The sequence below is a fragment of the Bradyrhizobium sp. WYCCWR 13022 genome (assembly GCF_030435535.1).
GTDB lineage: Bacteria > Pseudomonadota > Alphaproteobacteria > Rhizobiales > Xanthobacteraceae > Bradyrhizobium.
Genome location: NZ_JAUIZJ010000010.1, coordinates 615,956 through 637,614 on the forward strand (window position 1 = coordinate 615,956; position 21,659 = coordinate 637,614).

At 64.1% G+C, this 21,659-nt stretch carries 23 protein-coding genes, 1 other RNA gene and 1 pseudogene; 18 read left to right on the forward strand and 7 right to left on the reverse strand.

What is annotated here, in order from left to right; all coding sequences use genetic code 11:
* Position 1: 1 nt before the first annotated feature.
* From QY049_RS18565 to ssrA, 6 genes are all read right to left on the reverse strand, one after another.
* A complete protein-coding gene (locus QY049_RS18565; RefSeq protein ID WP_301269806.1) occupies positions 2 to 277 on the reverse strand; it encodes a FeoA family protein in 276 nt (91 codons plus the stop codon).
* Between the two features lie 113 nt (positions 278 to 390).
* Positions 391 to 645: a ribbon-helix-helix domain-containing protein gene (locus QY049_RS18570; RefSeq protein WP_027529561.1), complete on the reverse strand. Its 255-nt coding sequence runs from the start codon at positions 643 to 645 to the stop codon at positions 391 to 393.
* Positions 642 to 830, reverse strand: a complete 189-nt coding sequence (locus tag QY049_RS18575) for a DUF4169 family protein (protein ID WP_194480248.1) — start codon at positions 828 to 830, stop codon at positions 642 to 644. Before QY049_RS18575 ends, QY049_RS18570 begins: the two co-directional genes overlap by 4 nt.
* Before the next feature lie 283 nt (positions 831 to 1,113).
* Complete coding sequence (fumC, locus tag QY049_RS18580; protein WP_301269807.1) at positions 1,114 to 2,541, reverse strand: class II fumarate hydratase; 1,428 nt, start codon at positions 2,539 to 2,541, stop codon at positions 1,114 to 1,116.
* Positions 2,542 to 2,630: 89 nt separating this feature from the next.
* Positions 2,631 to 3,149, reverse strand: a complete 519-nt coding sequence (locus QY049_RS18585) for an SspB family protein (protein ID WP_258765822.1) — start codon at positions 3,147 to 3,149, stop codon at positions 2,631 to 2,633.
* A 114-nt stretch (positions 3,150 to 3,263) separates the two neighbouring features.
* Positions 3,264 to 3,630: a transfer-messenger RNA gene (gene ssrA / locus QY049_RS18590) on the reverse strand.
* A gap of 96 nt (positions 3,631 to 3,726) precedes the next feature.
* Between ssrA and QY049_RS18595 the strand changes: the two genes are divergently transcribed.
* From QY049_RS18595 to QY049_RS18650, 12 genes and pseudogenes are all read left to right on the forward strand, one after another.
* A complete protein-coding gene (locus QY049_RS18595; RefSeq protein ID WP_194480254.1) occupies positions 3,727 to 4,332 on the forward strand; it encodes a chromate transporter in 606 nt (201 codons plus the stop codon).
* Positions 4,329 to 4,859: a chromate transporter gene (locus QY049_RS18600; RefSeq protein WP_194480256.1), complete on the forward strand. Its 531-nt coding sequence runs from the start codon at positions 4,329 to 4,331 to the stop codon at positions 4,857 to 4,859. The genes QY049_RS18595 and QY049_RS18600 overlap by 4 nt, the downstream gene beginning before the upstream one ends.
* Before the next feature lie 94 nt (positions 4,860 to 4,953).
* Positions 4,954 to 5,718, forward strand: coding sequence for a tripartite tricarboxylate transporter TctB family protein (locus QY049_RS18605; protein ID WP_301269808.1), 765 nt, complete (start codon positions 4,954 to 4,956; stop codon positions 5,716 to 5,718).
* 7 nt (positions 5,719 to 5,725) lie between these two features.
* Positions 5,726 to 7,240 (forward strand): tripartite tricarboxylate transporter permease, encoded by a 1,515-nt coding sequence (locus QY049_RS18610; RefSeq protein WP_194480259.1) that lies wholly within the window; start codon positions 5,726 to 5,728, stop codon positions 7,238 to 7,240.
* 135 nt (positions 7,241 to 7,375) lie between these two features.
* Positions 7,376 to 8,356 (forward strand): annotated as a pseudogene (locus QY049_RS18615) (tripartite tricarboxylate transporter substrate binding protein BugD).
* A gap of 169 nt (positions 8,357 to 8,525) precedes the next feature.
* Entirely contained in the window at positions 8,526 to 9,320 is a 795-nt protein-coding gene (locus QY049_RS18620) for a thymidylate synthase (protein ID WP_074118390.1), read from the forward strand.
* A 5-nt stretch (positions 9,321 to 9,325) separates the two neighbouring features.
* On the forward strand, positions 9,326 to 9,811 hold the full coding sequence (locus tag QY049_RS18625) for a GNAT family N-acetyltransferase (RefSeq protein ID WP_194480263.1): 486 nt from the start codon (positions 9,326 to 9,328) through the stop codon (positions 9,809 to 9,811).
* A complete protein-coding gene (locus tag QY049_RS18630) occupies positions 9,811 to 10,326 on the forward strand; it encodes a dihydrofolate reductase (RefSeq protein WP_301269809.1) in 516 nt (171 codons plus the stop codon). The genes QY049_RS18625 and QY049_RS18630 overlap by 1 nt, the downstream gene beginning before the upstream one ends.
* Positions 10,327 to 10,486: 160 nt before the next feature.
* Entirely contained in the window at positions 10,487 to 11,623 is a 1,137-nt protein-coding gene (gene hflK, locus QY049_RS18635) for an FtsH protease activity modulator HflK (RefSeq protein WP_194480267.1), read from the forward strand.
* Entirely contained in the window at positions 11,620 to 12,516 is an 897-nt protein-coding gene (hflC, locus tag QY049_RS18640) for a protease modulator HflC (protein ID WP_194480269.1), read from the forward strand. The genes hflK and hflC overlap by 4 nt, the downstream gene beginning before the upstream one ends.
* A 71-nt stretch (positions 12,517 to 12,587) precedes the next feature.
* Complete coding sequence (locus QY049_RS18645; protein WP_027560516.1) at positions 12,588 to 12,794, forward strand: DUF2065 domain-containing protein; 207 nt, start codon at positions 12,588 to 12,590, stop codon at positions 12,792 to 12,794.
* Between the two features lie 143 nt (positions 12,795 to 12,937).
* Positions 12,938 to 14,440 (forward strand): Do family serine endopeptidase, encoded by a 1,503-nt coding sequence (locus tag QY049_RS18650; RefSeq protein ID WP_194480271.1) that lies wholly within the window; start codon positions 12,938 to 12,940, stop codon positions 14,438 to 14,440.
* Positions 14,441 to 14,524: 84 nt separating this feature from the next.
* On the opposite strand, the gene serB is transcribed toward QY049_RS18650, so the two are convergent.
* A complete protein-coding gene (gene serB, locus QY049_RS18655) occupies positions 14,525 to 15,430 on the reverse strand; it encodes a phosphoserine phosphatase SerB (RefSeq protein WP_258765829.1) in 906 nt (301 codons plus the stop codon).
* Positions 15,431 to 15,441: 11 nt separating this feature from the next.
* On the opposite strand from serB, the gene miaA reads away from it, so the two are divergent.
* The 6 genes from miaA (at position 15,442) to QY049_RS18685 (ending at position 21,654) form a co-directional block, all read left to right on the forward strand.
* Positions 15,442 to 16,383, forward strand: coding sequence for a tRNA (adenosine(37)-N6)-dimethylallyltransferase MiaA (gene miaA / locus QY049_RS18660; protein ID WP_301269810.1), 942 nt, complete (start codon positions 15,442 to 15,444; stop codon positions 16,381 to 16,383).
* Positions 16,384 to 16,712: 329 nt separating this feature from the next.
* Positions 16,713 to 18,488, forward strand: coding sequence for an acetolactate synthase 3 large subunit (locus QY049_RS18665; protein WP_194480276.1), 1,776 nt, complete (start codon positions 16,713 to 16,715; stop codon positions 18,486 to 18,488).
* A 4-nt stretch (positions 18,489 to 18,492) separates the two neighbouring features.
* The gene (locus tag QY049_RS18670; protein WP_194480278.1) at positions 18,493 to 19,464 is read left to right on the forward strand and encodes a threonine dehydratase; all 972 of its coding nucleotides are present in this window, start codon (positions 18,493 to 18,495) and stop codon (positions 19,462 to 19,464) included.
* Between the two features lie 23 nt (positions 19,465 to 19,487).
* Entirely contained in the window at positions 19,488 to 20,030 is a 543-nt protein-coding gene (ilvN, locus tag QY049_RS18675; RefSeq protein ID WP_028137987.1) for an acetolactate synthase small subunit, read from the forward strand.
* A gap of 3 nt (positions 20,031 to 20,033) precedes the next feature.
* The gene (locus QY049_RS18680; RefSeq protein WP_194480279.1) at positions 20,034 to 20,729 is read left to right on the forward strand and encodes a class I SAM-dependent methyltransferase; all 696 of its coding nucleotides are present in this window, start codon (positions 20,034 to 20,036) and stop codon (positions 20,727 to 20,729) included.
* A 49-nt stretch (positions 20,730 to 20,778) separates the two neighbouring features.
* Positions 20,779 to 21,654, forward strand: a complete 876-nt coding sequence (locus QY049_RS18685) for an EamA family transporter (protein WP_301269811.1) — start codon at positions 20,779 to 20,781, stop codon at positions 21,652 to 21,654.
* Positions 21,655 to 21,659 lie beyond the last annotated feature (5 nt).

Below are 21,659 nucleotides of genomic sequence, written 5' to 3' on the forward strand. Positions count from 1 at the left end.
TCTAGGCGACGATGATGGCCATGGCCTCGCGGCGGCGCACCGCGATGGTGATGTTGTCGACACGCACGGCGATCGGGTCGCGCCCGACCAGCCCCTCGTGCAGGACCTCGACCCTTGCGCCCTCGACGAAGCCGAGCTCGATCAGCCGGCTCTCCAGCTCGATGTCCGAGAGAGCCGAGCCTGCGTCCCTGGCAGAGAGATGCTGAATGACGCCGGTATAGCCGCGCTGGGCCAGGCCCAGCGGCATCTCGCGGCGCGTGTCATGAGTGTCGGTCATGCCCTGTATTTTCAACGCAGGGCATCGAGGTCAAGCGCGCGTGCCCGCTGAAACTGCACCTTAGAGGGATTTTAAAGTGCAGATCACGAAGGCGTGGGCAAACCGCCCCGGCGCTACTGCGCCGGGACCTTCTCCGGCTGGATGGCGGCCATGGCGCGGCTCTTGAAGTAGTCGAGCACGAACAGGCGGATCGCCGAGGACAGATTGCCCTGCTGGCGGGCGCCGTCGATTTCGCCGACGAGCTCGGACAGCGTCATGTTGCGAAGGCCCGAGATCTCCTTCATGCCGTTCCAGAACGCCTCTTCCAGGCTGACGCTGGTCTTGTGGCCGGCGACCACGATCGAGCGCTTCACGACGGGCGACTTCATGGCTGCTCCTCGCGATCGATCCGATGCTGGTCCAGATGTGCCTTCGCCTGGTCCGCCTGCTTCTCCTCCGCCGATCGCTCGGCCTTCGTGCGGCCGAACTTCGTTCGGTTGACGTCCGCCTGCTTCGCCGATGCCTCCCGCTCGGCGCGCTTCCTGAAACGATTCAGGTTGATGACGTTCCCCATGCCGCGTCTCCATCATCCTCTCCTCTTCAGGCTGGATGAAACTTCCAGAAACAGGGCGCCGCGTTGCGCCCCACAAGACTTGATCGTCATTCGCTCGTCCTCGTCAATCGGCCTCGCGGGCCATCAAACGATGAATTTCGCCCCGTCAAGGGCGGTGGGGCTTCTTGCGTAGCAGGTGCCCCCGCCGCCACATTGACGGTAATCAAATCCCGTCCCTTAGGCCTTACAATTTATGGGCTTTGGGGCTCCGTATCATTACGGATAACTATCGGAATTCGGAATTTTATCCGGGCCGCGTCATCTTCTCGGGCTGCACCAGGCGGTCGAATTCGTCGGCGGAGACGAAGCCGAGCCGCAGCGCCTCTTCCTTCAGCGTGGTGCCGTTGGCATGGGCGGTCTTGGCCACCTTGGCGGCGTTGTCGTAGCCGATCTTGGGCGCGAGTGCGGTCACCAGCATCAGCGAACGCTCCATCAGCTCCTTGATGTGCTTCTGGTCGGCGCGGATGCCGCTGACGCAATGCTCGGTGAAGGAGCGCGCCGCGTCCGCCATCAGGCGGATCGAGTGCAGCATGTTGTAGGCGAGAACGGGCTTGTAGACGTTCAGCTCGAAATGGCCCTGGCTCCCGGCGACCGTGATCGCGGTGTGATTGCCGAACACCTGGCAGCACACCATGGTCATCGCCTCGCACTGCGTCGGATTGACCTTGCCCGGCATGATCGACGAGCCCGGTTCGTTCTCCGGCAGGATCAGTTCGCCAAGCCCCGAACGCGGGCCAGATCCGAGCAGGCGGATGTCGTTGGCGATCTTGAAGAGGCCCGTGGCGACGGAGTTGATGGCGCCGTGCGCCGCCACATAGGCGTCGTTGGAGGCCAGCGCCTCGAATTTATTGGCGGCGCTGCTGAAGGGCAGTTTGGTTATTCTGGCAACGTGCTTTGCGAATAGCTGCGCAAAGCGCGGTTTGGAATTGAGGCCGGTGCCGACCGCGGTGCCGCCCTGCGCCAGGGGATGGATATCCTTCACCGCGACCTTGAGCCGCGCGATGCCGCTCTCGACCTGCGATGCATAGCCGGAAAATTCCTGACCCAGCGTCAACGGCGTCGCATCCTGGGTGTGGGTGCGGCCGATCTTGACGATCTTGGCGAACTCCTTCTCCTTCTTGCGCAGCGCGCGGTGCAACTCGCCAAGGGCCGGGACGAGGTCAGCGGTGATGCGGCTTGCGGCCGCGATATGCATGGCGGTCGGGAACGAGTCGTTCGACGACTGGCTCATGTTGACGTGGTCATTGGGATGCACCGGCTTCTTGGCGCCGAGTTCGCCGCCCAGGAGCTCATTGGCGCGGTTGGCGATGACCTCGTTGAGGTTCATGTTGCTCTGGGTGCCCGAGCCGGTCTGCCACACCACCAGCGGAAAGTGATCGTCGAGCTTGCCCTCGATCACCTCGTGCGCGGCGCGGATGATCGCGCCGGCGCGGCGCTTGTCGAGCAGGCCGAGTTCGAGGTTCGACTGTGCGGCCGCGAGCTTGACTGTGCCGAGCGCATGCACGAGCGAGATCGGCATGCGATCGATGCCGATGCGGAAATTCTGCCGCGAGCGTTCGGTCTGCGCCCCCCAATAGCGGTCGGCGGGGACCTCGATGGGACCGAAGCTGTCGGTCTCGGTGCGGGTTGGGGGGCGGGCGGTTTTCGCAGCTTTGGCCATGAGCACATCCATTCTGCCGCGGGAAACTCCGCGCGGCCTCATCATGTGCTCTTCTATATAGGGTGTTTGGCCGGCTGCGACGGTCTCGCGCCCAACCTGGATCATTTCTTGCGGAAACGATCCAGCCGCACGACCTCGGCGCCGCCCTGGTTCGGCGGGGTCGGCTCTTCCGCGGTCTCTGCCGTCTCGGCGGCCGGGACAGGCGCCGCGACAGCTGATGGGGCCGGGGCGGCCGGCAAATTCTCACCCGCCAACTCGGTGACGTCGGAGGTGTCGAACTGGAGGCCGAACTTCACGGACGGATCGAGGAAGCTCTTGATGGCGCTGAACGGCACCACCAGCCGCTCCGGAATGCCGCCGAAGGACAGGCCGACCTCGAAACGATCCTCGAGCACGGTCAGGTCCCAGAACTGGTGCTGGAGGATGATCGTCATCTCTTCCGGATATTGCGCCAGCAGCCGGCTCGAGAGCTTCACGCCCTCGGCCTTCGATACGAAGGTGATGAAGAAATGATGCTCGCCCGGCAATCCATGGGCCGCGGCATCGGTCAGTACCTTGCGCAGCACGCCGCGCAGCGCGTCGCGTGCCAGCACATCGTATCGGATATGATCGGTCGCCATGGTGGTCCTGTTACAGTCCAGGAGACGGGCCCTGCCGGTCCGACTCGCCAAGCCGCAATAGTACCGCGCCTCACGGGTCAGCAGGAGTCCCCGCCGGGAAGGAAATCAGAGGTAAGTGGAGGCTTCTGTTGCCAGGTGCCTCCGAACCCCGCCTAACGGAGCTTAACCCGTTAGGACTTTAAGATGGTCTTTCAAACTGCGTTACGCAGCCTGAGCAACCGGAGCAAAGTTGTCGTTGGCAACTATTGCAGTAGCCCGATAACGGCGGAACAATACCGGGAAAAAGCACGCCCTTTACGCCCTCGTCGATCCTATTTCGCCCCCGCCAAAGCCCGCTGTCGGGTGAGCCCGCCGGTGGGCTTTGGTGGAGGCGCCGGGTACCGCCCCCGGGTCCGAATGGTTTATTGCGACGACCGTTTATTTCCATAGCCGGCGAACCGGCACCCCCAATATAGGGGGCAAAGGTTTCAAAAAACAGAGGTTTCGAGCGAAGAGGGCGCGGTTCCCTTTGGATAGGTCGGGGATGGTCGCAGTCCTGATCTTGGCCGAACGGCGAACTGCGTTCTAAGCTGCTGACATGTCCACGGATTCAGCACCGGCCGCCCAAGAGCCGGAAATTCCTGCTACCCGCGCCGCTCCGCCCGGCTTGCTGGCGCTGTTTCTGGCCTTCGCCCGGATGTCCCTGGCCGGTTTCGGCGGGGTCCTGGTTTTCGCCAGGCACGCCATCGTCGACCAGTACCGCTGGATGACGGCGGACGAGTTCAACGAGACCTTTGCGCTCTGCCATTTCCTGCCCGGGCCCAATATCGTCAATCTGTCGATGGTGTTCGGCTCGCGACTGCGCGGCATCGCGGGCGGCGTTGCCGCCTTCACCGGGCTGTTGCTGCCACCGACGCTGATCATGACCGTGCTCGCGATCATCTATGCCAGGTTCGGCGACGTGGAGGTGCTGCGTCGCGTTCTCGCAGGCATCTCCTGCGCGGCAGTCGGGCTGCTGATCGCGGTCGTCTTCCGCATGATGACGCCGCTGCTCAAGCGAATGGAGGTCGTCGTGCTCATCCTGATGCTCGGCGTGTTCATCGCCATCGGCGTTCTTCGCCTGCCGCTTCAGGCCGTGCTGCTGGTCGCGATCCCGCTCAGCATCGGCGTCACCTTTTTGATGCGGCGGAAGGTAGCAGCATGAGCAGTGAGAACCCGATCTGGGCGCTGATTTCCACCTTTGGTCTAATGTCGCTGTTCGCTGTCGGCGGTGCGGCGGCGGCGGTGCCCGAGATGCATCGCATCGCCGTCGATGTGCATCACTGGATGACCGACAAGCAGTTCGCAGATGCCTATGCGATCGCGCAGCTTTCGCCAGGTCCGAACGTCCTGATCGTCACGTTGATCGGCTACGCGGTTGCCGGCATTGCCGGCGCGCTGGCGGCGACGCTGGCGATGTGCCTGCCAACGGCGCTGCTCGCCTATTATGTCAGCCGGCTCCTGAACCGGCCGAGCCAATCGCGTTGGCCCGCTCTGATCCAGGCAGCACTGGTTCCGCTCTCGATCGGATTGATGGCGGCCAGTGCCCTGATCCTCGCCCAATCGACAGATCGCAGTATTGCTGCACTGCTCCTGACCGCGACGGTTGCTCTGATCGCCTCCGTCTCGCGCGTCAATCCTCTGTGGCTTCTGCTCGCAGGGGGCCTGTTGGGTTTCGCTGGCATTGTGTGATGAAAATCGCTAGGCAATGATCCGGGCCGGGGATCAATTTCCAGCCGATTAGAACAACAGTGCTCGTGACTTACGGGTCGCGGAGGAGACATGCATGGCCGATACAATGGGCCACTCGGCGACGACAGCCACCAGAAACACGTCGGTAGCTCTCGGCTTCTGCCTGCTGGCCATCGCGCCGCAGATTTTCGAATTCATCTGGTCGATCGGGACGATCTTTGGCTGGGGCGCCGGGCGCGGTCCGGCCACGGTCTTGATCAGCCACGCCACGGCGCTGGTTGCCGGCGCGCCCGCTGCGCTGTTTGGCGCCATCGGCGGTGAGACCAAGAAGGCGTCGTCGGACGTCTTGCTGGCGCTGATCTATTCCTATCCGCTGTTTGCCGTGGCGATCGTCACGCTGTTCATGACGATCAAGTCGGCGCAGGACTACATCGGCGGCGTCATCCTGATGGCGCTCGCACTGTTTGCGCTCTGGGCTTCGAGCGATCTGCAGGGCATGCGAGGTTTCTCGTTCGGCGCCGGCACCGCGCCGAGGATGTTCGGCGGGCTTCTGGTTGCTCTGTCCGCCGGCATCGCCTTGACTGGCCTTTTGAACGAGGGACCGGCGCTTGCACATTATTCATGGCGCGGGCCGCTGTTCGTGATGTGCGCGATCCTGTTCTTTGCGCTGGCGATCCGGCCGCTTGGCCTCGTGGTCTCGGCGTTCGTGAGCTTCATGATCGCAGCGCTAGGGTCGCATGAGACGCGCTGGGTCGAGGCCGCCATCGTTGGTGCTTGCCTGACTGTCGGATGCGCGCTTCTCTTCCCCTACGTGCTCGGTCTGCCGATGCCGATGTTCCCGCGCTTCCTGGCTCAGTGAGGCTGTCATGGAGATTTTTGCCAACCTCGCTCACGGTTTCGTCGTCGCGTTTTCTCCGATCAACCTGCTGATGTGCCTGATCGGCGCGCTCGTCGGCACGCTGGTCGGCGTGCTACCGGGCATCGGCACCATCGCGACGGTCGCGATGCTGCTGCCGATCACCTTCGGACTGCCCCCGGTCGGCGCGCTGATCATGCTCGCCGGCATCTATTACGGCGCCCAGTATGGCGGCTCGACCACCTCGATCCTGGTGAACATTCCAGGCGAAGCGACATCGGTCGTCACCGCCATCGACGGCCATGCGATGGCCAAGCAGGGCCGCGCCGGTCCGGCGCTGGCGATCGCCGCGATCGGCTCGTTCTTCGCCGGCTGTGTCGCGACCGTTTTGATCGCCGTCCTAGGCGCACCGCTCACGAAACTCGCGCTGGCGTTCGGTCCGGCGGAGTACTTCTCGCTGATGGTGCTCGGCCTGATCTTCGCGGTTGTGCTCGCCAAGGGCTCGGTGCTGAAGGCGATCGCGATGATCGTGTTCGGCCTGCTGCTGTCGATGGTCGGCTCGGACATCGAGACCGGAGCCTCGCGCATGGCCTTCAACATTCCGGAGCTCGCCGACGGTCTCGGCTTTGCGACGGTGGCGATGGGCGTGTTCGGTTTTGCAGAGATCATCCGCAATCTCGACGCCGGCGCCGAGATGAATCGCGATCTCGTGCAGCAGAAAATCACCGGCCTGATGCCGACGAGGAAGGACCTCGTCGACTCGACGCCCGCGATCCTGCGCGGCACCGTGCTCGGATCGATCCTCGGCATTCTGCCGGGCGGCGGCGCCGTCATCGCGTCGTTCGCGGCCTACACGCTCGAGAAGAAGCTCGCCAAGAACCCGTCGCGGTTCGGCCGCGGCGCGATCGAGGGCGTGGCGGCGCCCGAAAGCGCCAACAACGCGGCGGCACAGACCTCCTTCATCCCGCTGCTCACCCTTGGCATCCCGCCTAACGCGGTGATGGCGCTGATGGTCGGCGCGATGACCATTCACGGCATCGTGCCGGGCCCGCAGGTGATGCAGAAACAGCCGGATCTGGTCTGGGGCATGATCGCCTCGATGTGGATCGGCAATCTGATGCTGATCATCATCAACCTGCCGCTGGTCGGCATCTGGGTCCGCCTGCTGCGCGTACCGTACCGGCTGATGTTCCCCTCGATCGTGATCTTCTGCGCGATCGGCATCTACTCGGTGAACAACGCGCCGGTCGACGTCATCCTCGCAGGCGTGTTCGGTCTGGTCGGCTACTGGCTGATCAAGCACGATTTCGAGCCGGCGCCGCTGTTGCTCGGCATGGTGCTCGGACCGCTGATGGAAGAGAACCTGCGCCGCGCACTGCTGATCTCCCGCGGTGATTGGAGCGTGTTCCTGACGCGTCCGTTGTCGGCGGTGCTGCTCGCGATTGCAGCATTCCTATTGGTGCTGACGCTGCTGCCCATGCTGCGTGCCAAGCGCGACGAGGTGTTCACCGAATCGGAGAACTGATCGCGGCGCGTGCCTGCGTCGGCGTGTCACGCGTCGGCCCGCCGCATTCGGAAGTCCAATCGACTTGCGTGATGTCTTCGTGAAATGAAAATGCCGGCCGCGAGGCCGGCATTTTTCTTGTGTCGGGAGATCAAGATGACATCCATTCGCGCGCTCACGTGCGCATGTGCCGCCGTGCTCGCATCGCTGTGCGGCTTTGTCGCATCAGGTGAAGCGCAGACCTATCCGACGCGCAGCATCACCATGATCGTGCCGTTCGCGGCCGGCGGCCCCACCGACGTCGTTGCGCGCATCGTCACCTCGCACATGGCGCAGACGTTGGGGCAGAGCATCATCATCGAGAACGTGGTCGGCGCCGGTGGCACCACCGCGACCACGCGCGCCGCGCGTGCGGCCAATGACGGCTATACCCTGATCACCGGTCACATGGGTACGCACGCCGCCTCCGTGCCGCTCTATCCGAAGCTCGCCTATCATCCCGAGAAGGATTTCGAGCCGATCGCGTTGGTCGCGGGCACGCCGATCCTGATCCTGGCGCGCAAGGATTTTCCGCCGAAGGATCTCAAGGAATTCATTGCTTACGTGAAGGCCAACGCCGAGAAGGTGAATGCCGCGCATGCCGGCGTCGGCTCGGTCTCGCATGCCTCGTGCGAGTTGTTGCACTCGATTCTCGACGTCAAACCGGTCGGCGTACCCTTCAACGGCACGGGCCCTGCGATGAACGCGCTGGTGGCGGGCCAGGTCGACTACATGTGCGATCAGATCGTCAATGCGGTGCCGCAGATCAACGCCAACACGATCAAGGCCTATGCGATCGCAACGCCGGAGCGCAATCCGTCGCTGCCGAACGTGCCTACCACGGCCGAAGCCGGCCTGCCGACATTCCAGGCCTAGGCCTGGAACGCGATGTTCGCGCCCAAGGGAACCCCGCCTGCGATCGTGGCGGGCCTGAACGCTGCTGCCGTCAAGGCGCTCGACGACGAGACCGTGAAGAAACGCCTGCTCGACCTCGGCAGCGTCATCCCGGACCCGGCAGACCGGACGCCGGAGGCGCTGGCCGCCCTCGTCAAATCCGAGATCGCGAAGTGGACCCCGGTGCTCAAGCCGGTAACTTAACGAGCACTTTCAAGCCGATAGGCGAGGGGCGGACGCAGGTTCCGCCCCTTGTCGTTCGCCCCGGGAACACTCACTTTTCGGGGTATAATTAGTGGAGGCAGCGAATCGCCGCTGTCGCAGCGCTGGAAGCGTCGTTAAGTTCGCCGCCTCCCCAAAGGCTCATCGGCACATGCACCAGTATCAGGACCTGCTCGAGCGGATTCTTTCAGACGGCGCCGAGAAGACGGACCGGACCGGTACCGGCACGCTGTCGGTGTTTGGCCATCAGATGCGCTTCAATCTGTCCGCCGGCTTTCCGATGCTGACCACCAAGCGGTTGCCGCTCAAGGCGATCGTGCATGAGCTGCTGTGGTTCCTGAAGGGCGACACCAACATCAAATATCTCAGGGACAACGGCGTCACCATCTGGGACGAGTGGGCGGACGCCAATGGCGATCTCGGCCCGGTCTACGGGCATCAATGGCGCTCCTGGCCCGCACCCGATGGGCGCAGCATCGACCAGATCGCCAACGTCGTCGACATGATCAAGCGCAATCCGGACTCGCGTCGCCTGATCGTGTCGGCCTGGAATCCGGCCGAGGTCGACAAGATGGCGCTACCGCCGTGCCACTGTCTGTTCCAGTTCTACGTCGCCAACGGCAAGCTGTCGTGTCAGCTCTATCAGCGCTCGGCCGACGTCTTCCTCGGCGTGCCCTTCAATATCGCTTCCTATGCACTGCTCACCATGATGGTGGCGCAGGTCACCGGGCTGAAGCCTGGCGACTTCGTGCATTCGTTCGGCGATACCCATCTCTATTCCAACCATCTTGAGCAGGCGCGCCTTCAGCTCACACGCGCGCCGCGCGCGTTGCCGGTGATGCGGATCAATCCTGATGTGAAGGACATCTTCTCCTTCCGCTACGAGGATTTCGAGCTCGTCGGCTACGATCCGCATCCGCATATCAAGGCGGAAGTCGCGGTCTAGAGCCGATGGCGTTGAATATTCACCGCGCGCGTCCTGGCCAAGCCGGGCTCGTTCTTGATTTCGTCCGCGAACTCGCCGCGTACGAAAAGCTCTCGCATGAGGTCGAGGCGACCGAGGCCGACATCGCGGAGGCCTTGTTCGGAGGCGATCCCAGGCTGTTTTGTGCGATTGCCGAATGGAACGGCGAGCCGGTCGGCTTCGCGGTGTGGTTCCTGAATTTCTCGACCTTCAGCGGCCGCCACGGCATCTATCTCGAAGATCTCTATGTGCGGCCCTCGCACCGGGGCAAAGGCCTCGGCAAGGCGCTGCTGGTCTATCTGGCGAAGGAATGCGTCGACAACGGCTGGTCGCGCCTCCAATGGGCGGTGCTCGACTGGAACGCAACGTCGATCGCGTTCTACAAATCGCTCGGCGCCGCGATGCTGGACGACTGGACGCTGTGCCGCGTCTCCGGCCCTGCGCTGATCCGACTTGCAGGGAGCCCGTCCTGATGGAGATCGTGTTCGTCGTCGCGATCGCGGAGAACGGCGTCATCGGCGCGGGTAACGCGATCCCGTGGCGATTGAAATCCGACATGGCGCGCTTCAAGGCGCTCACCATCGGCAAGCCCGTGATCATGGGTCGAAAGACTTTTGAATCCTTGCCCGGGCGCCGGCCGCTGCGTGACCGCACCAACATCGTGATCACGCGCGATCCAGCCTATCGCGCCGCTGGCGCAGTCGTCACGACGTCGGCGGCGACCGCTGGCGCAGTTGCGCTTGGTGATGCCCTGCGGCGTTCAGCCGCTGAAATCGCCGTGATCGGCGGTGCCGAAATCTACCGGCAATGGCTCGATCGTGCCGACCGCCTCGAGATCACCGAAGTGCATGCGCGGCCCGACGGCGACACGCATTTCGACATCGACAAGGCGCAGTGGGAGGAAACAAGCCGCGTCCGCCATCCCGCCGGACCGGACGACAGCGCCGACTTCTCCTATGTGACATATCGTCGGCGGCCGTCCCATTAACTGCATTCTCCAATGTTTACATTGACTTTTCCGCCCCCGAGCATAGCTCGTGGGTCGGTCAGGCTTGCGTTGTAAGGGCCCTTTCGGTCCCCTATAAAGCCGGACCGGACAATGCGGGCCGGCTTAAGTTCTAGTCCCGGTCTGCCGAGGAGAGCGTCGAATGCCGTGGAAGAATCAGGGCGGTGGCCCTTGGGGCTCGGGTCCGAAGGGACCATGGGGCACAGGCCCGCAACCGGTCGGGCCGAGGCCGCCGGATCTGGAAGACCTTCTGCGGCGCGGCCAGGACCGGCTCCAGCAGATCATGCCGGGCGGCTATTTCTCCGGCATCGGCATCACGCTGATCCTGCTCATCATCGTCGCGCTCTGGCTGCTGTCGGGCTTCTTCCGCGTGCAGTCGGAAGAGCAGGGCGTGGTGCTGCGCTTCGGCAAGCATGTGCGCACCGTCGACCCCGGCCTGAACTATCACCTGCCCTATCCGATCGAGACCGTGCTGCTGCCGAAGGCACTGCGCGTGTCCACCATTTCCATCGGCATGACGCTGATCGACGATCCGGCCCGCCGCGGCCGCTCGATCCGTGACGTGCCGGAGGAGAGCCTGATGCTGACCGGCGACGAGAACATCGTCGACGTCGATTTCACCGTGCTGTGGCGCATCAAGCCCAACGGCGTCGGCGACTTCCTGTTCAACATCCAGAATCCCGAAGGCACCGTGAAGGCGGTCGCCGAGAGCGCGATGCGCGAGGTGATCGGCCGCTCCGACATCCAGCCGATCCTGACCGGCGCGAGGACGCAGACCGAGACCACCGTGCAGGATCTGATGCAGAAGACGCTCGACGGCTACGGCGCCGGCATCCAGATCACCCAGGTGCAGATGCAGAAGGTCGATCCGCCGGCGCAGGTGATCGACGCGTTCCGCGACGTGCAGGCGGCGCGCGCCAATCTCGAGCAGCTGTCAAACGAAGCGCAGACCTATGCCAACAAGGTTGTGCCGGAAGCCCGCGGCCGCGCCGCCAAGATCCAGCAGGATGCCGAGGGCTACAAGGAGCAGGCGGTTGCCGAGGCCAAGGGCCAGAGCGCGCGCTTCCTGAAAGTGTACGAGGAATACAAGAAGGCACCTGACGTGACGCGTGAACGGATCTACCTGGAGACGATGGAGCGCTTGCTCGGCGGCGCGGACAAGCTGATCTACGATCCAGGCGCCTCGGGCCAGGGCGTCGTGCCCTACCTGCCGCTCAATGAATTGTCGAACAAGAAGCCTGCGATAACGGGTCAGCTGCCGAGCGGAGGTACCCGATGAGGTCTCCCGTTACTGGCATTGTCGTGCTGCTCGCGGCGCTTCTGGTCGTGATCGTCGGCTATATGTCGTTGTTCACGGTGCAGCAGACCGAGCAGACCATCGTGCTGCAATTCGGCGCGCCGGTGGAGGTCGTCACCGAGCCCGGACTGCACTTCAAGGCGCCCTGGAACTCCGTGATCAACATCGACAAGCGGATCCTCGACCTCGAGAACCCGTCTCAGGAGGTCATTGCCTCAGACCAGAAGCGGCTCGTGGTCGACGCCTTTGCGCGCTACCGCATCAAGGACGCGCTGCGCTTCTATCAGAGCGTCGGCTCGATCCAGGCGGCGAACCTCCAACTCACCTCGCTCTTGAATGCGGCGCTGCGCCGCGTGCTCGGCGAAGTCACTTTCATCACGGTGGTGCGTGATGAACGCGAGAAGCTGATGGGGCGTATCCGCGAGCAGCTCGACCGCGAGGCCGGTGGTTATGGCATCCAGGTCGTCGATGTCCGTATTCGCCGTGCCGACCTGCCGGAGCAGAATAGCCAGGCTGTCTACGACCGGATGAAGTCCGAGCGCCAGCGCGAAGCGGCTGAGTTTCGAGCGCAGGGCGCCCAGAAGGCGCAGGAAATTCGCTCCAAGGCCGACCGCGATGTGACGGTCATCATTGCCGACGCGAACTCCCAAGCCGAGCAGACACGTGGTGTGGGTGACGCCGAGCGCAACCGCCTCTTTGCCGAGGCCTATGGCAAGGATGCTGACTTCTTCGCCTTCTACCGGTCGATGACGGCCTACGAGAACGGGCTGAAGAAGGACGACACCCGCTATTTGCTGCGGCCGGACTCGGATTTCTTCCGGTATTTTGGTAACCCGTCAGGGAAGACGGCAGCCGAGACACCGGCGAAACCGTAAGCTAGACAAGGGCGGCAGGTTTGGCCGCCCTTCGTCCAGACAAGAACAGCACACCGGGAGGTTCCAATCCGATGAGGTCCATTGCGTTCGCCGACTTCCTCATCGGCTTAGGCATCCTGTTTGTGCTGGAAGGCTTGATGTTCGCGGCAAGTCCGAACTGGATGCGCAAGGCCATGAAGAGCGCCATCGCCACGCCGGACAATATCCTGCGCGCGGTCGGGATCGGCTCGGCTGTGGCTGGCCTGATCCTGATCTGGGTGATGCGACGCCCGGTCTAGCCGTCGCGCCAACGCCAAAGTGAAGGCGAGAGGCGGGTTTTCGCCTTATTATCCGGGTCTTGAGGCCCGTTAAGCTCCGCGCTTGCGCCGTGCCCTCGTTCGAGCGCAGTCTTGAGGCCGAATCCTTTTTCCTGGAGACCACAATGACCGCTGCCACCATTGTCCCGACCCGCCTGCGCCAACATGCGCGACTTGGGCTGGCCGCGCTTGCCGTTGGCGCTTTCAGCATGTTCGGCGCGCCGGCGCAGGCGCGCGGACCGGAAGGCATCGCCGACGTCGCCGAGAAGGTGATCGACGCGGTCGTCAACATCTCGACCTCGCAGACGGTGGAGGCCAAGGGCGGCGGCAGCAACACCATGCCACAACTGCCGCCGGGCTCGCCCTTCGAAGAGTTCTTCGATGACTTCTTCAAGAATCGAAAGGGTCCCGGCGGAGGCAAGGGCGGTGACAACGGCCCGCCGCGCAAGACCAACTCGCTCGGGTCCGGCTTCATCATCGACACCTCCGGTATCGTCGTCACCAACAATCACGTCATCGCCGACGCTGACGAGATCAACGTGATCCTCAACGACGGCACCAAGATCAAGGCCGAGCTGGTCGGCGTCGACAAGAAGACCGACCTCGCCGTCCTGAAATTCAAGCCGCCGAAGCCGCTGATTGCGGTGAAGTTCGGCGACTCCGACAAGCTGCGTCTGGGTGACTGGGTGATTGCGATCGGCAACCCCTTCAGCCTCGGCGGCACGGTGACCGCAGGCATCGTCTCGGCCAAGAACCGCGACATCTCCTCGGGCCCCTATGACAGCTATATCCAGACCGACGCCGCCATCAATCGCGGCAATTCCGGCGGTCCGCTGTTCAACCTCGAAGGCGACGTCATCGGGGTCAACACCCTGATCATCTCGCCGTCAGGCGGCTCGATCGGCATCGGCTTTGCCGTACCGTCGAAGACGGTCGCCGGCGTCGTCGACCAGCTCCGCCAGTTCGGCGAATTGCGTCGCGGCTGGCTCGGCGTGCGCATCCAGAGCGTCACCGACGAGATCGCCGAGAGCCTCAACATCAAGCCGGCGCGCGGCGCGCTGGTGGCCGGCATCGACGACAAGGGCCCGGCCAAGCCCGCCGGCATCGAGCCCGGCGACGTCGTCGTCAAGTTCGACGGCAAGGACGTCAAGGACCCGAAGGACCTGTCCCGCGTCGTCGCCGACACCGCGGTCGGCAAGGAGGTCGACGTCGTCATCATCCGCAAGGGCGAGGAGCAGACCAAGAAGGTCACGCTCGGCCGCCTGCAGGATCCGGACAAGGTGCAGGCTGCGGTGAAGACCGACGAGCCGGCGCCGGAGAAGCCGGTGACGCAGAAGGCGCTCGGCCTCGATCTCGCCGTGCTGAACAAGGATCTGCGCACGCGCTACAAGATCAAGGACAGCGTGAAGGGTGTTGTCGTGACCAATGTCGAGGCCAATTCGGACGCTGCAGAGAAGCGGCTCTCCGCCGGCGACGTCATCGTCGAGGTCGCGCAGGAAGCGGTCTCCAGCGGCGCCGACGTCCAGAAGCGCGTCGACCAGATCAAGAAGGACGGCAAGAAGTCCGCCCTGCTGCTGGTGTCGAACGGCGACGGCGAGCTGCGCTTCGTGGCGCTGAGCGTGCAGTAGCTTGATCCGTCATTCCGGGGCGATGCGAAGCATTGCCCCCGGAATCGCGAGGTTCCACGGTACGCAATAGCGCACCTGAGCGTGTCAGGCCTCCACAAACTCCGAGCGCTTGTAGCCCTGCGCATAGAGCAGCGCAGTGAGATCGCCGTGGTCGATCCGCGCAGCCGCCGCTGCCGCCACGGCCGGCTTGGCGTGATACGCCACGCCCAGTCCCGCGGCCTGGATCATCGCCAGATCATTCGCACCGTCGCCGACGACGACCGAGTCGATGTCGTCGAGATCGAACGATTCCATCAGATCCACCAGCGTCGCGAGCTTGGCGGCGCGGCCCAGGATCGGCTCCTTGACCTCGCCGGTGAACTTGCCGTCGCGCACGACGAGCTCGTTGGCGCGGTTCTCCTGGAAGCCGATCTTGGCAGCGACGGCGCTGGTGAACAGCGTGAAGCCGCCGGAAACGAGGCAAGTATAGGCGCCGTGGGCGCGCATGGTCGCGACCAATTCGCGGCCACCCGGGGTCAGCGTGATGCGCTTGGCCAGCACTTCGTCGACGACGCCGGCGGGGAGGTCCTTCAGCAGCGCGACACGCTCGCGCAGCGCCGGCTCGAACTCGATCTCGCCGCGCATTGCGCGTTCGGTGATGGCGGCGACATGCGCCTTCATCCCGACGAGATCGGCGAGTTCGTCGATGCATTCCTGGCCGATCATGGTGGAATCCATGTCGGCCAGAAAAAGCTTCTTGCGCCTGAAGCCAACAGGCTGCACGACGATGTCGATGGGCAGGTCGCCGCGCAGCTCGCGGAGCCGCTGTTCGATGGCGTGACGGTCGCCTTCGAGGTTACTGTCGGCGCCGAAGGGAATGTCGACTGCAACCCCGTCGAACAGCCAGTGCGCAGGCGCGGCCTGCGGCAGCACGGCGCGGGCGCCGTCGACGATGGTGGAGTCGAGGGCGGGATTATTGGGATTGCAGATCAGCGTGGCGACGAGGGACATTTGAGGTTTTCGTGAGCGAGGGGCATCCGATCAAGGCCGTGCTTATCGCAGGACCGACCGCCAGCGGCAAGTCGGCGCTGGCGCTGGAGCTTGCCCTGAGCGCGCGGGGCGTGGTCATCAATGCCGATTCCATGCAGGTCTATCGCGACCTCCGCATCATCACCGCGCGTCCCGCGCAGGATGAGGAGGCGCGCGTTCCGCATCGTCTCTATGGTCATGTCGACGCGGCCGTGAATTTCTCCGCAGGCGCCTGGGTGACCGATGCTGCGAAGATGTTGGAAGAAGCCGAGGCCGAGAGCCGCCTGCCAGTTTTCGTCGGCGGCACCGGGCTTTATTTCAAGGCGCTGACCGCGGGCCTTTCCCTAGTGCCGCCGATCCCTGCAGAGGTGCGCGAGGGCGTGCGCGCGCGACTGGAACGGAACGGCGTCGAGGCGCTACACGCGGAACTCGCGCTCCGCGATCCACGCGCGGCCGAGCGACTGAATCTGCGTGACCGTACGCGTATCGCGCGCGCGCTCGAAGTTGTCGAGGCAACCGGCCGCTCGCTGCTCGACTGGCACAATGAAGGCCAGCCGCCCTTATTGTCGAAGGACAGCTTTCGCGCGGTGTTTCTCGCGCCCGAGCGCGATGAGCTCTATGCCCGCATCGACGCCCGCTTCGAGGCCATGCTGGGCGGCGGCGCGCTGATCGAGGTCGAGCGGCTTGCCGCCAGAAACCTCGACCCGCAGCTGCCGGCCATGAAGGCCCACGGCGTGCCGGCCCTGATCCGGCATCTGCGCGGTGAGCTCAGCCTGGAGGAGGCTGCCATGATCGGCCGGGCCGATACCCGCCACTACGCCAAGCGCCAATTCACCTGGTTCCGGCACCAATTGCCCGAATTCGAGTGGGTGAAACCGGAAGAGGCCAGGGGATGGCTCGCGACTGCCCTCGGGACCGCCCGGGCTCCCCGATGACGTGCTTTTGTGTGCGGGTTCCCGCAATTACCTCTCGCCGAACCCAGGGAACACCGCTACACTGCCAAAATCGCGCGGGAACGGCCGCTTTGCCTTGACATCGAGGCTTTGGTCGTTATGTTTCGCGCAACCTTTGGGAAGCCGAGCGCCTGCCATGCGTAACATTATTACCAAACTCCTTATCGCCGTCGTACCCAGGCACACCGCCGGGGGTGGCTAGCTGCCATCCAGATGACAGGCGGTGTGCAGGGTCCCTCTTCGGGGCCTTTTTTATTTCCCGAGCCAGACACGAACGAAGCCGCTGACAACAGCGCATCCGGAGCAAGCCAATGAGCGACAAGAGCCACGATCCGAACCAGATGACCGGCGCCGCGATGATCGTCCGCGCGCTCATCGACCACGGCGTGACCGACATTTTCGGCTATCCCGGCGGCGCGGTGCTTCCGATCTATGACGAGATCTTCCAGCAGAGCGAGGTCCAGCACATCCTGGTCCGCCACGAACAGGGCGCAGGCCATGCCGCCGAGGGCTATGCCCGGTCAACCGGCAAGCCCGGTGTCGCGCTGGTGACCTCCGGCCCCGGCGCCACCAACATGGTGACGCCGCTGACCGACGCGCTGATGGACTCGATCCCGCTGGTCTGCATCTCCGGCCAGGTGCCTACGCATCTGATCGGCAACGACGCGTTCCAGGAATGCGACACGGTCGGCATCACGCGCCCCTGCACCAAGCACAATTGGCTGGTGCGTGACGTCAACGATCTCGCGAAAGTGCTGCACGAGGCCTTCTACGTTGCGACCACGGGCCGTCCGGGCCCGGTGCTGGTCGACGTTCCCAAGGATGTGCAGTTCGCCACCGGCACCTATCATCCGCCGCGCAAATCCGATGTGCACCGCTCCTACGCGCCGCGCGTGAAGGGCGATGCGACGCAGATCCGCAAGGCCGTGTCGTTGCTCGCGGGGGCCAAGCGTCCCGTGATCTATAGCGGTGGCGGCGTCATCAATTCCGGCCCCGAGGCGACCAAATTGCTGCGCGAACTGGTCGAGGTCACGGGCTTCCCGATCACCTCCACGCTGATGGGCCTGGGTGCCTATCCGGCGTCGGGCAAGAACTGGCTCGGCATGCTCGGCATGCACGGCACCTATGAAGCCAACATGACCATGCATGATTGCGACGTCATGCTGTGCGTCGGTGCGCGCTTCGACGACCGCATCACCGGCCGCGTCGATGCGTTCTCGCCGAACTCGAAGAAGATCCACATCGACATCGATCCGTCCTCGATCAACAAGAACATCCGGGTCGACGTGCCGATCATCGGCGATTGCGCCAACATCCTGGGCGACATCCTCCAGGTGTTCAAGGCCGAGGCGAAGAAGCCCGACATCAAGACCTGGTGGCAGCAGATCGCGCAGTGGCGTGCCCGCAACTCGCTCTATTACAAGAAGAGCAACGACGTCATCCTGCCGCAGCACGCGATCCAGAGCCTGTTCGAACTGACGCGCGGCAAGGATACTTACATCACGACCGAGGTCGGTCAGCACCAGATGTGGGCGGCGCAGTTCTTCGGCTTCGAGGAGCCGCATCGCTGGATGACGTCGGGCGGTCTCGGCACCATGGGCTACGGCCTGCCGGCCGCGATCGGGGTGCAGGTCGCGCACCCTGACAGCCTCGTCATCGACATCGCGGGCGACGCCTCGGTGCAGATGACGATGCAGGAGATGTCGACGGCGGTTCAGTACGAGCTGCCGATCAAGATCTTCATTCTGAACAATCAGTACATGGGCATGGTGCGTCAGTGGCAGCAGTTGCTGCACGGCAACCGGCTGTCGCATTCCTACTCCGAAGCGCTGCCGGATTTCGTGAAGCTCGCGGAAGCCTATGGTGGCGTCGGTCTCCAGGTCACCAAGCCGTCCGATCTCGAAGGCGCCATCAAGGAGATGATCTCGGTCAAGCGCCCGGTGCTGTTCGACTGCCGTGTCGCCGCGCTGGAGAACTGCTTCCCGATGATCCCCTCCGGCAAGGCGCATAACGAGATGCTGCTGCCAGAGCAGGCCAACGACGAGGCGACGGCCAAGGCGTTCGCCGGCGGCAAGGCGTTGGTGTGACGTCATGTTCGACCTGACGGAGCTCGAGCGCGCACATGCGATCGTGGGACAGGCGGTGCCGGCAACGCCGGCGCACCGCTGGCCCTTGCTCGCTGGGCGCCTCGGCACCGAGGTCGTCGTGAAGCATGAGAACCACACGCCGATCGGCGCCTTCAAGGTGCGCGGTGGGCTGGTCTATCTCGATCGGCTCAAGCGCGAGCGGCCGAATACGCCCGGCATCATCTCGGCGACCCGCGGCAATCACGGCCAAAGCCTGGCCTTTGCCGCGAGCCGTCATGGCGTTCCCGCTGTGATCTACGTGCCGCGCGGCAATTCGGTCGAGAAGAACCGCGCGATGAAGGCCTTTGGTGCCGAGCTCGTCGAGCATGGCGAGGACTTTCAGGCCGCGCGCGAGGAGGCCGAGCGTCGTGCGCAGTTCGCCGGCCTTCATATGGTGCCCTCGTTCCACCCGGACCTCGTGCTGGGCGTCGCGACCTATGCGCTCGAGCTGTTTCGTTCCGCGCCTGATCTCGACGTGCTCTATGTACCGATCGGACAGGGCTCCGGCATCTGCGGTTGCATCATGGCACGCGATCTTCTGGGCCTGAAGACCGAGATCGTCGGCGTGCAGTCGACAGAAGCGCCGTCCTATGCGCTGTCGTTCGCGGCCGGCCAGATCGTGACGACCGAGACTGCCAACACGCGCGCCGACGGCATGGCGACGCGCATCCCGGACGCGGATGCGCTCGCGCTGATCCGCAAGGGCGCCTCGCGCATCGTGCAGGTGACCGACGACGAGGTCGCCGCGGCGATCCGCGCCTACTGGACCGATACGCACAATCTCGCCGAAGGCGCCGGCGCTGCCGCGCTCGCCGCGGCTATGCAGGAAAAGAGCAAGCTGAAGGGCAAGCGCGTCGGTCTCGTGCTGTCCGGCGGCAATATCGATTTCGATCTGTTCCGCCGTTGGGTCGGAACGGATGCGCCGGCGATGGCGTGAGGAAGAGACAAGAGGGGACGACAATGAACCAGCCCGCATCCGCCTACTTCATCGAAGAGCGTCACGATCCCAACGAGACGCATACGCTTGCGGTGCTCGTGCAGAACGAGCCGGGCGTGCTCGCGCGCGTCATCGGCCTGTTCTCCGGCCGCGGCTACAACATCGAGAGCCTCACGGTTTCGGAGACCGAAGCGCAGAAGCATTTGTCGCGCATCACCATCGTTACCACCGGCACGCCGATGGTGATCGCGCAGATCAAGAATCAGCTCGACCGCATGATCCCGGTCTACCAGGTCGTCGACATGACCCAGACCCGTCGCTCGATCGAGCGTGAGCTGGCGATGGTGAAGGTGCGCGGGCAGGGCGAGCATCGCGTCGAGGCGCTGCGGCTTGCCGATGCCTTTCGCGCCCGCGTGATCGATGCCACCACCGAAAGCTTCGTGTTCGAGATCACAGGCAATACGGATAAGATCAACCAGTTTATCGACCTGATGCGCCCGCTCGGCCTCGTCGAGGTGTCGCGCACCGGTGTTGCCGCGATCGGTCGCGGGCCTGAGGGGATGTGAACCATGCTGGCGCGCGACTGGTACTATAACGAGCGGAACCGGATGGGCATCGAGCCCGCGGTGGCGTCGATCTACGACGCCCACGACGATGCCGATCTGCGGGCGCGCGCCGCATTGAAGATGCTCGGGGTTCAGCGCGGCTGGCGCATCGCCGATATCGGCTGCGGCAACGGCGTGCTCGCCACCGAAGCGGCGCTGATGGGCGCCGATGTCGATGCCATCGACATCTCTCCGGCGATGCTGGCGCTCGCCGAGATCTATGCCCGCGACCGCAAGGCGCCCGTGCGCACCCAGTCCGCCGGCCTGCTCAGCTTCGCCTACCGGCCGGAATCCTACGACCTGATCGTCAGCGAATTCACGCTGCATCATTTGCCCGACTTCTGGAAGGTCGTGGCGATGTCGCGGATCTTTCGCGCTTTGAAGCCGGGTGCGAGCTTCTATCTGCGCGACATCGTCTACGCCTCGATGCCCGATGCGATCGAACGCGACGTCGAGCAATGGGCCGACTATCAGATCAAGAACCACGATTTCTCGCGTGAGAGCGTGGTGACGCATATGCGGGACGAATACTCGACCTTCGGCTGGGTGATGGAGCGGATGCTGACCGACGTCGGCTTCACGCTGGTCTCGGCCGACTATCACGCGCCTATGCACGGCACTTATCTCCTCCGCAAACCGAAAGCCGGCGAGCAAGGCTAGACCAGAAGAACAAGCAGGGCTGCACGATAGGGCAGAACCGGAAACAACAATGAAGCCGGCCGACATCCTCATCGCCCTGCTGGTGGCGATCATCTGGGGGCTTGCCTTCGTGGCGAGCCGGATCGCGCTCGACGAGTTTTCGCCGGAGCTGATGACAGCGATGCGCTTTTCCATCGCCGCGCTGCCGTGCCTGTTCATTCCCAGGCCGAAGGTCGCCCTGTCGCTTCTGATCGCGATCAGTTTCACGCTGTTTCTCGGCCAGTTTCTGAGCCAGGCCTACGGCATCGCTCATGGTGTGCCGGTCGGGCTCACCAGCGTGGTCGTGCAGAGCCAGGCGCTATTCACCATCGGCTTTGCCGCGATCGCATTCGGCGAGCGTCCGACGCAGGTGCAGACGCTCGGCATCGTCATCGCAGCCATCGGGCTGCTCATGATTTGCGGTACCGTCGGTTATGATTTCAGCGTCGGCGCTTTCGCCGTGCTGATGATCTCGCCGGTGTGTTTTGCGATCGGCAACCTCCTGCTGCGCGGCGCACGCGGCGCGCCGATGTTCGACCTGTTCGCGTGGCTTTGCCTCACCGCCGCGGTGCCGCTGTTCGCCCTGGCGCTCGCCGTCAACGGGCCGGCGCCGACCTTCCATTCGCTGATCCACATGTCGCTCGCCGGCCTTGTCTGCCTGGTGGTGATCGGCGCGATCTCCACCAGCATTGCCTATTGGCTATGGGGTCGGCTGCTGCGCGACTACCCGGCCGCGCAAGTGGTGCCGTTCGCGCTGCTGGTGCCGTTCGTGGGCTCGGCGGCGTCAAGCATCGTGTTCGGCGAACGGTTCGGACCGCTGCGCCTCGCGGGCATGCTGACCGTCATCGGCGGCATTGCGGTGATGGTGCTGGCGCAGCGCCGGCAGCCGCTGGCGAAGACCGCGTGAGGTGA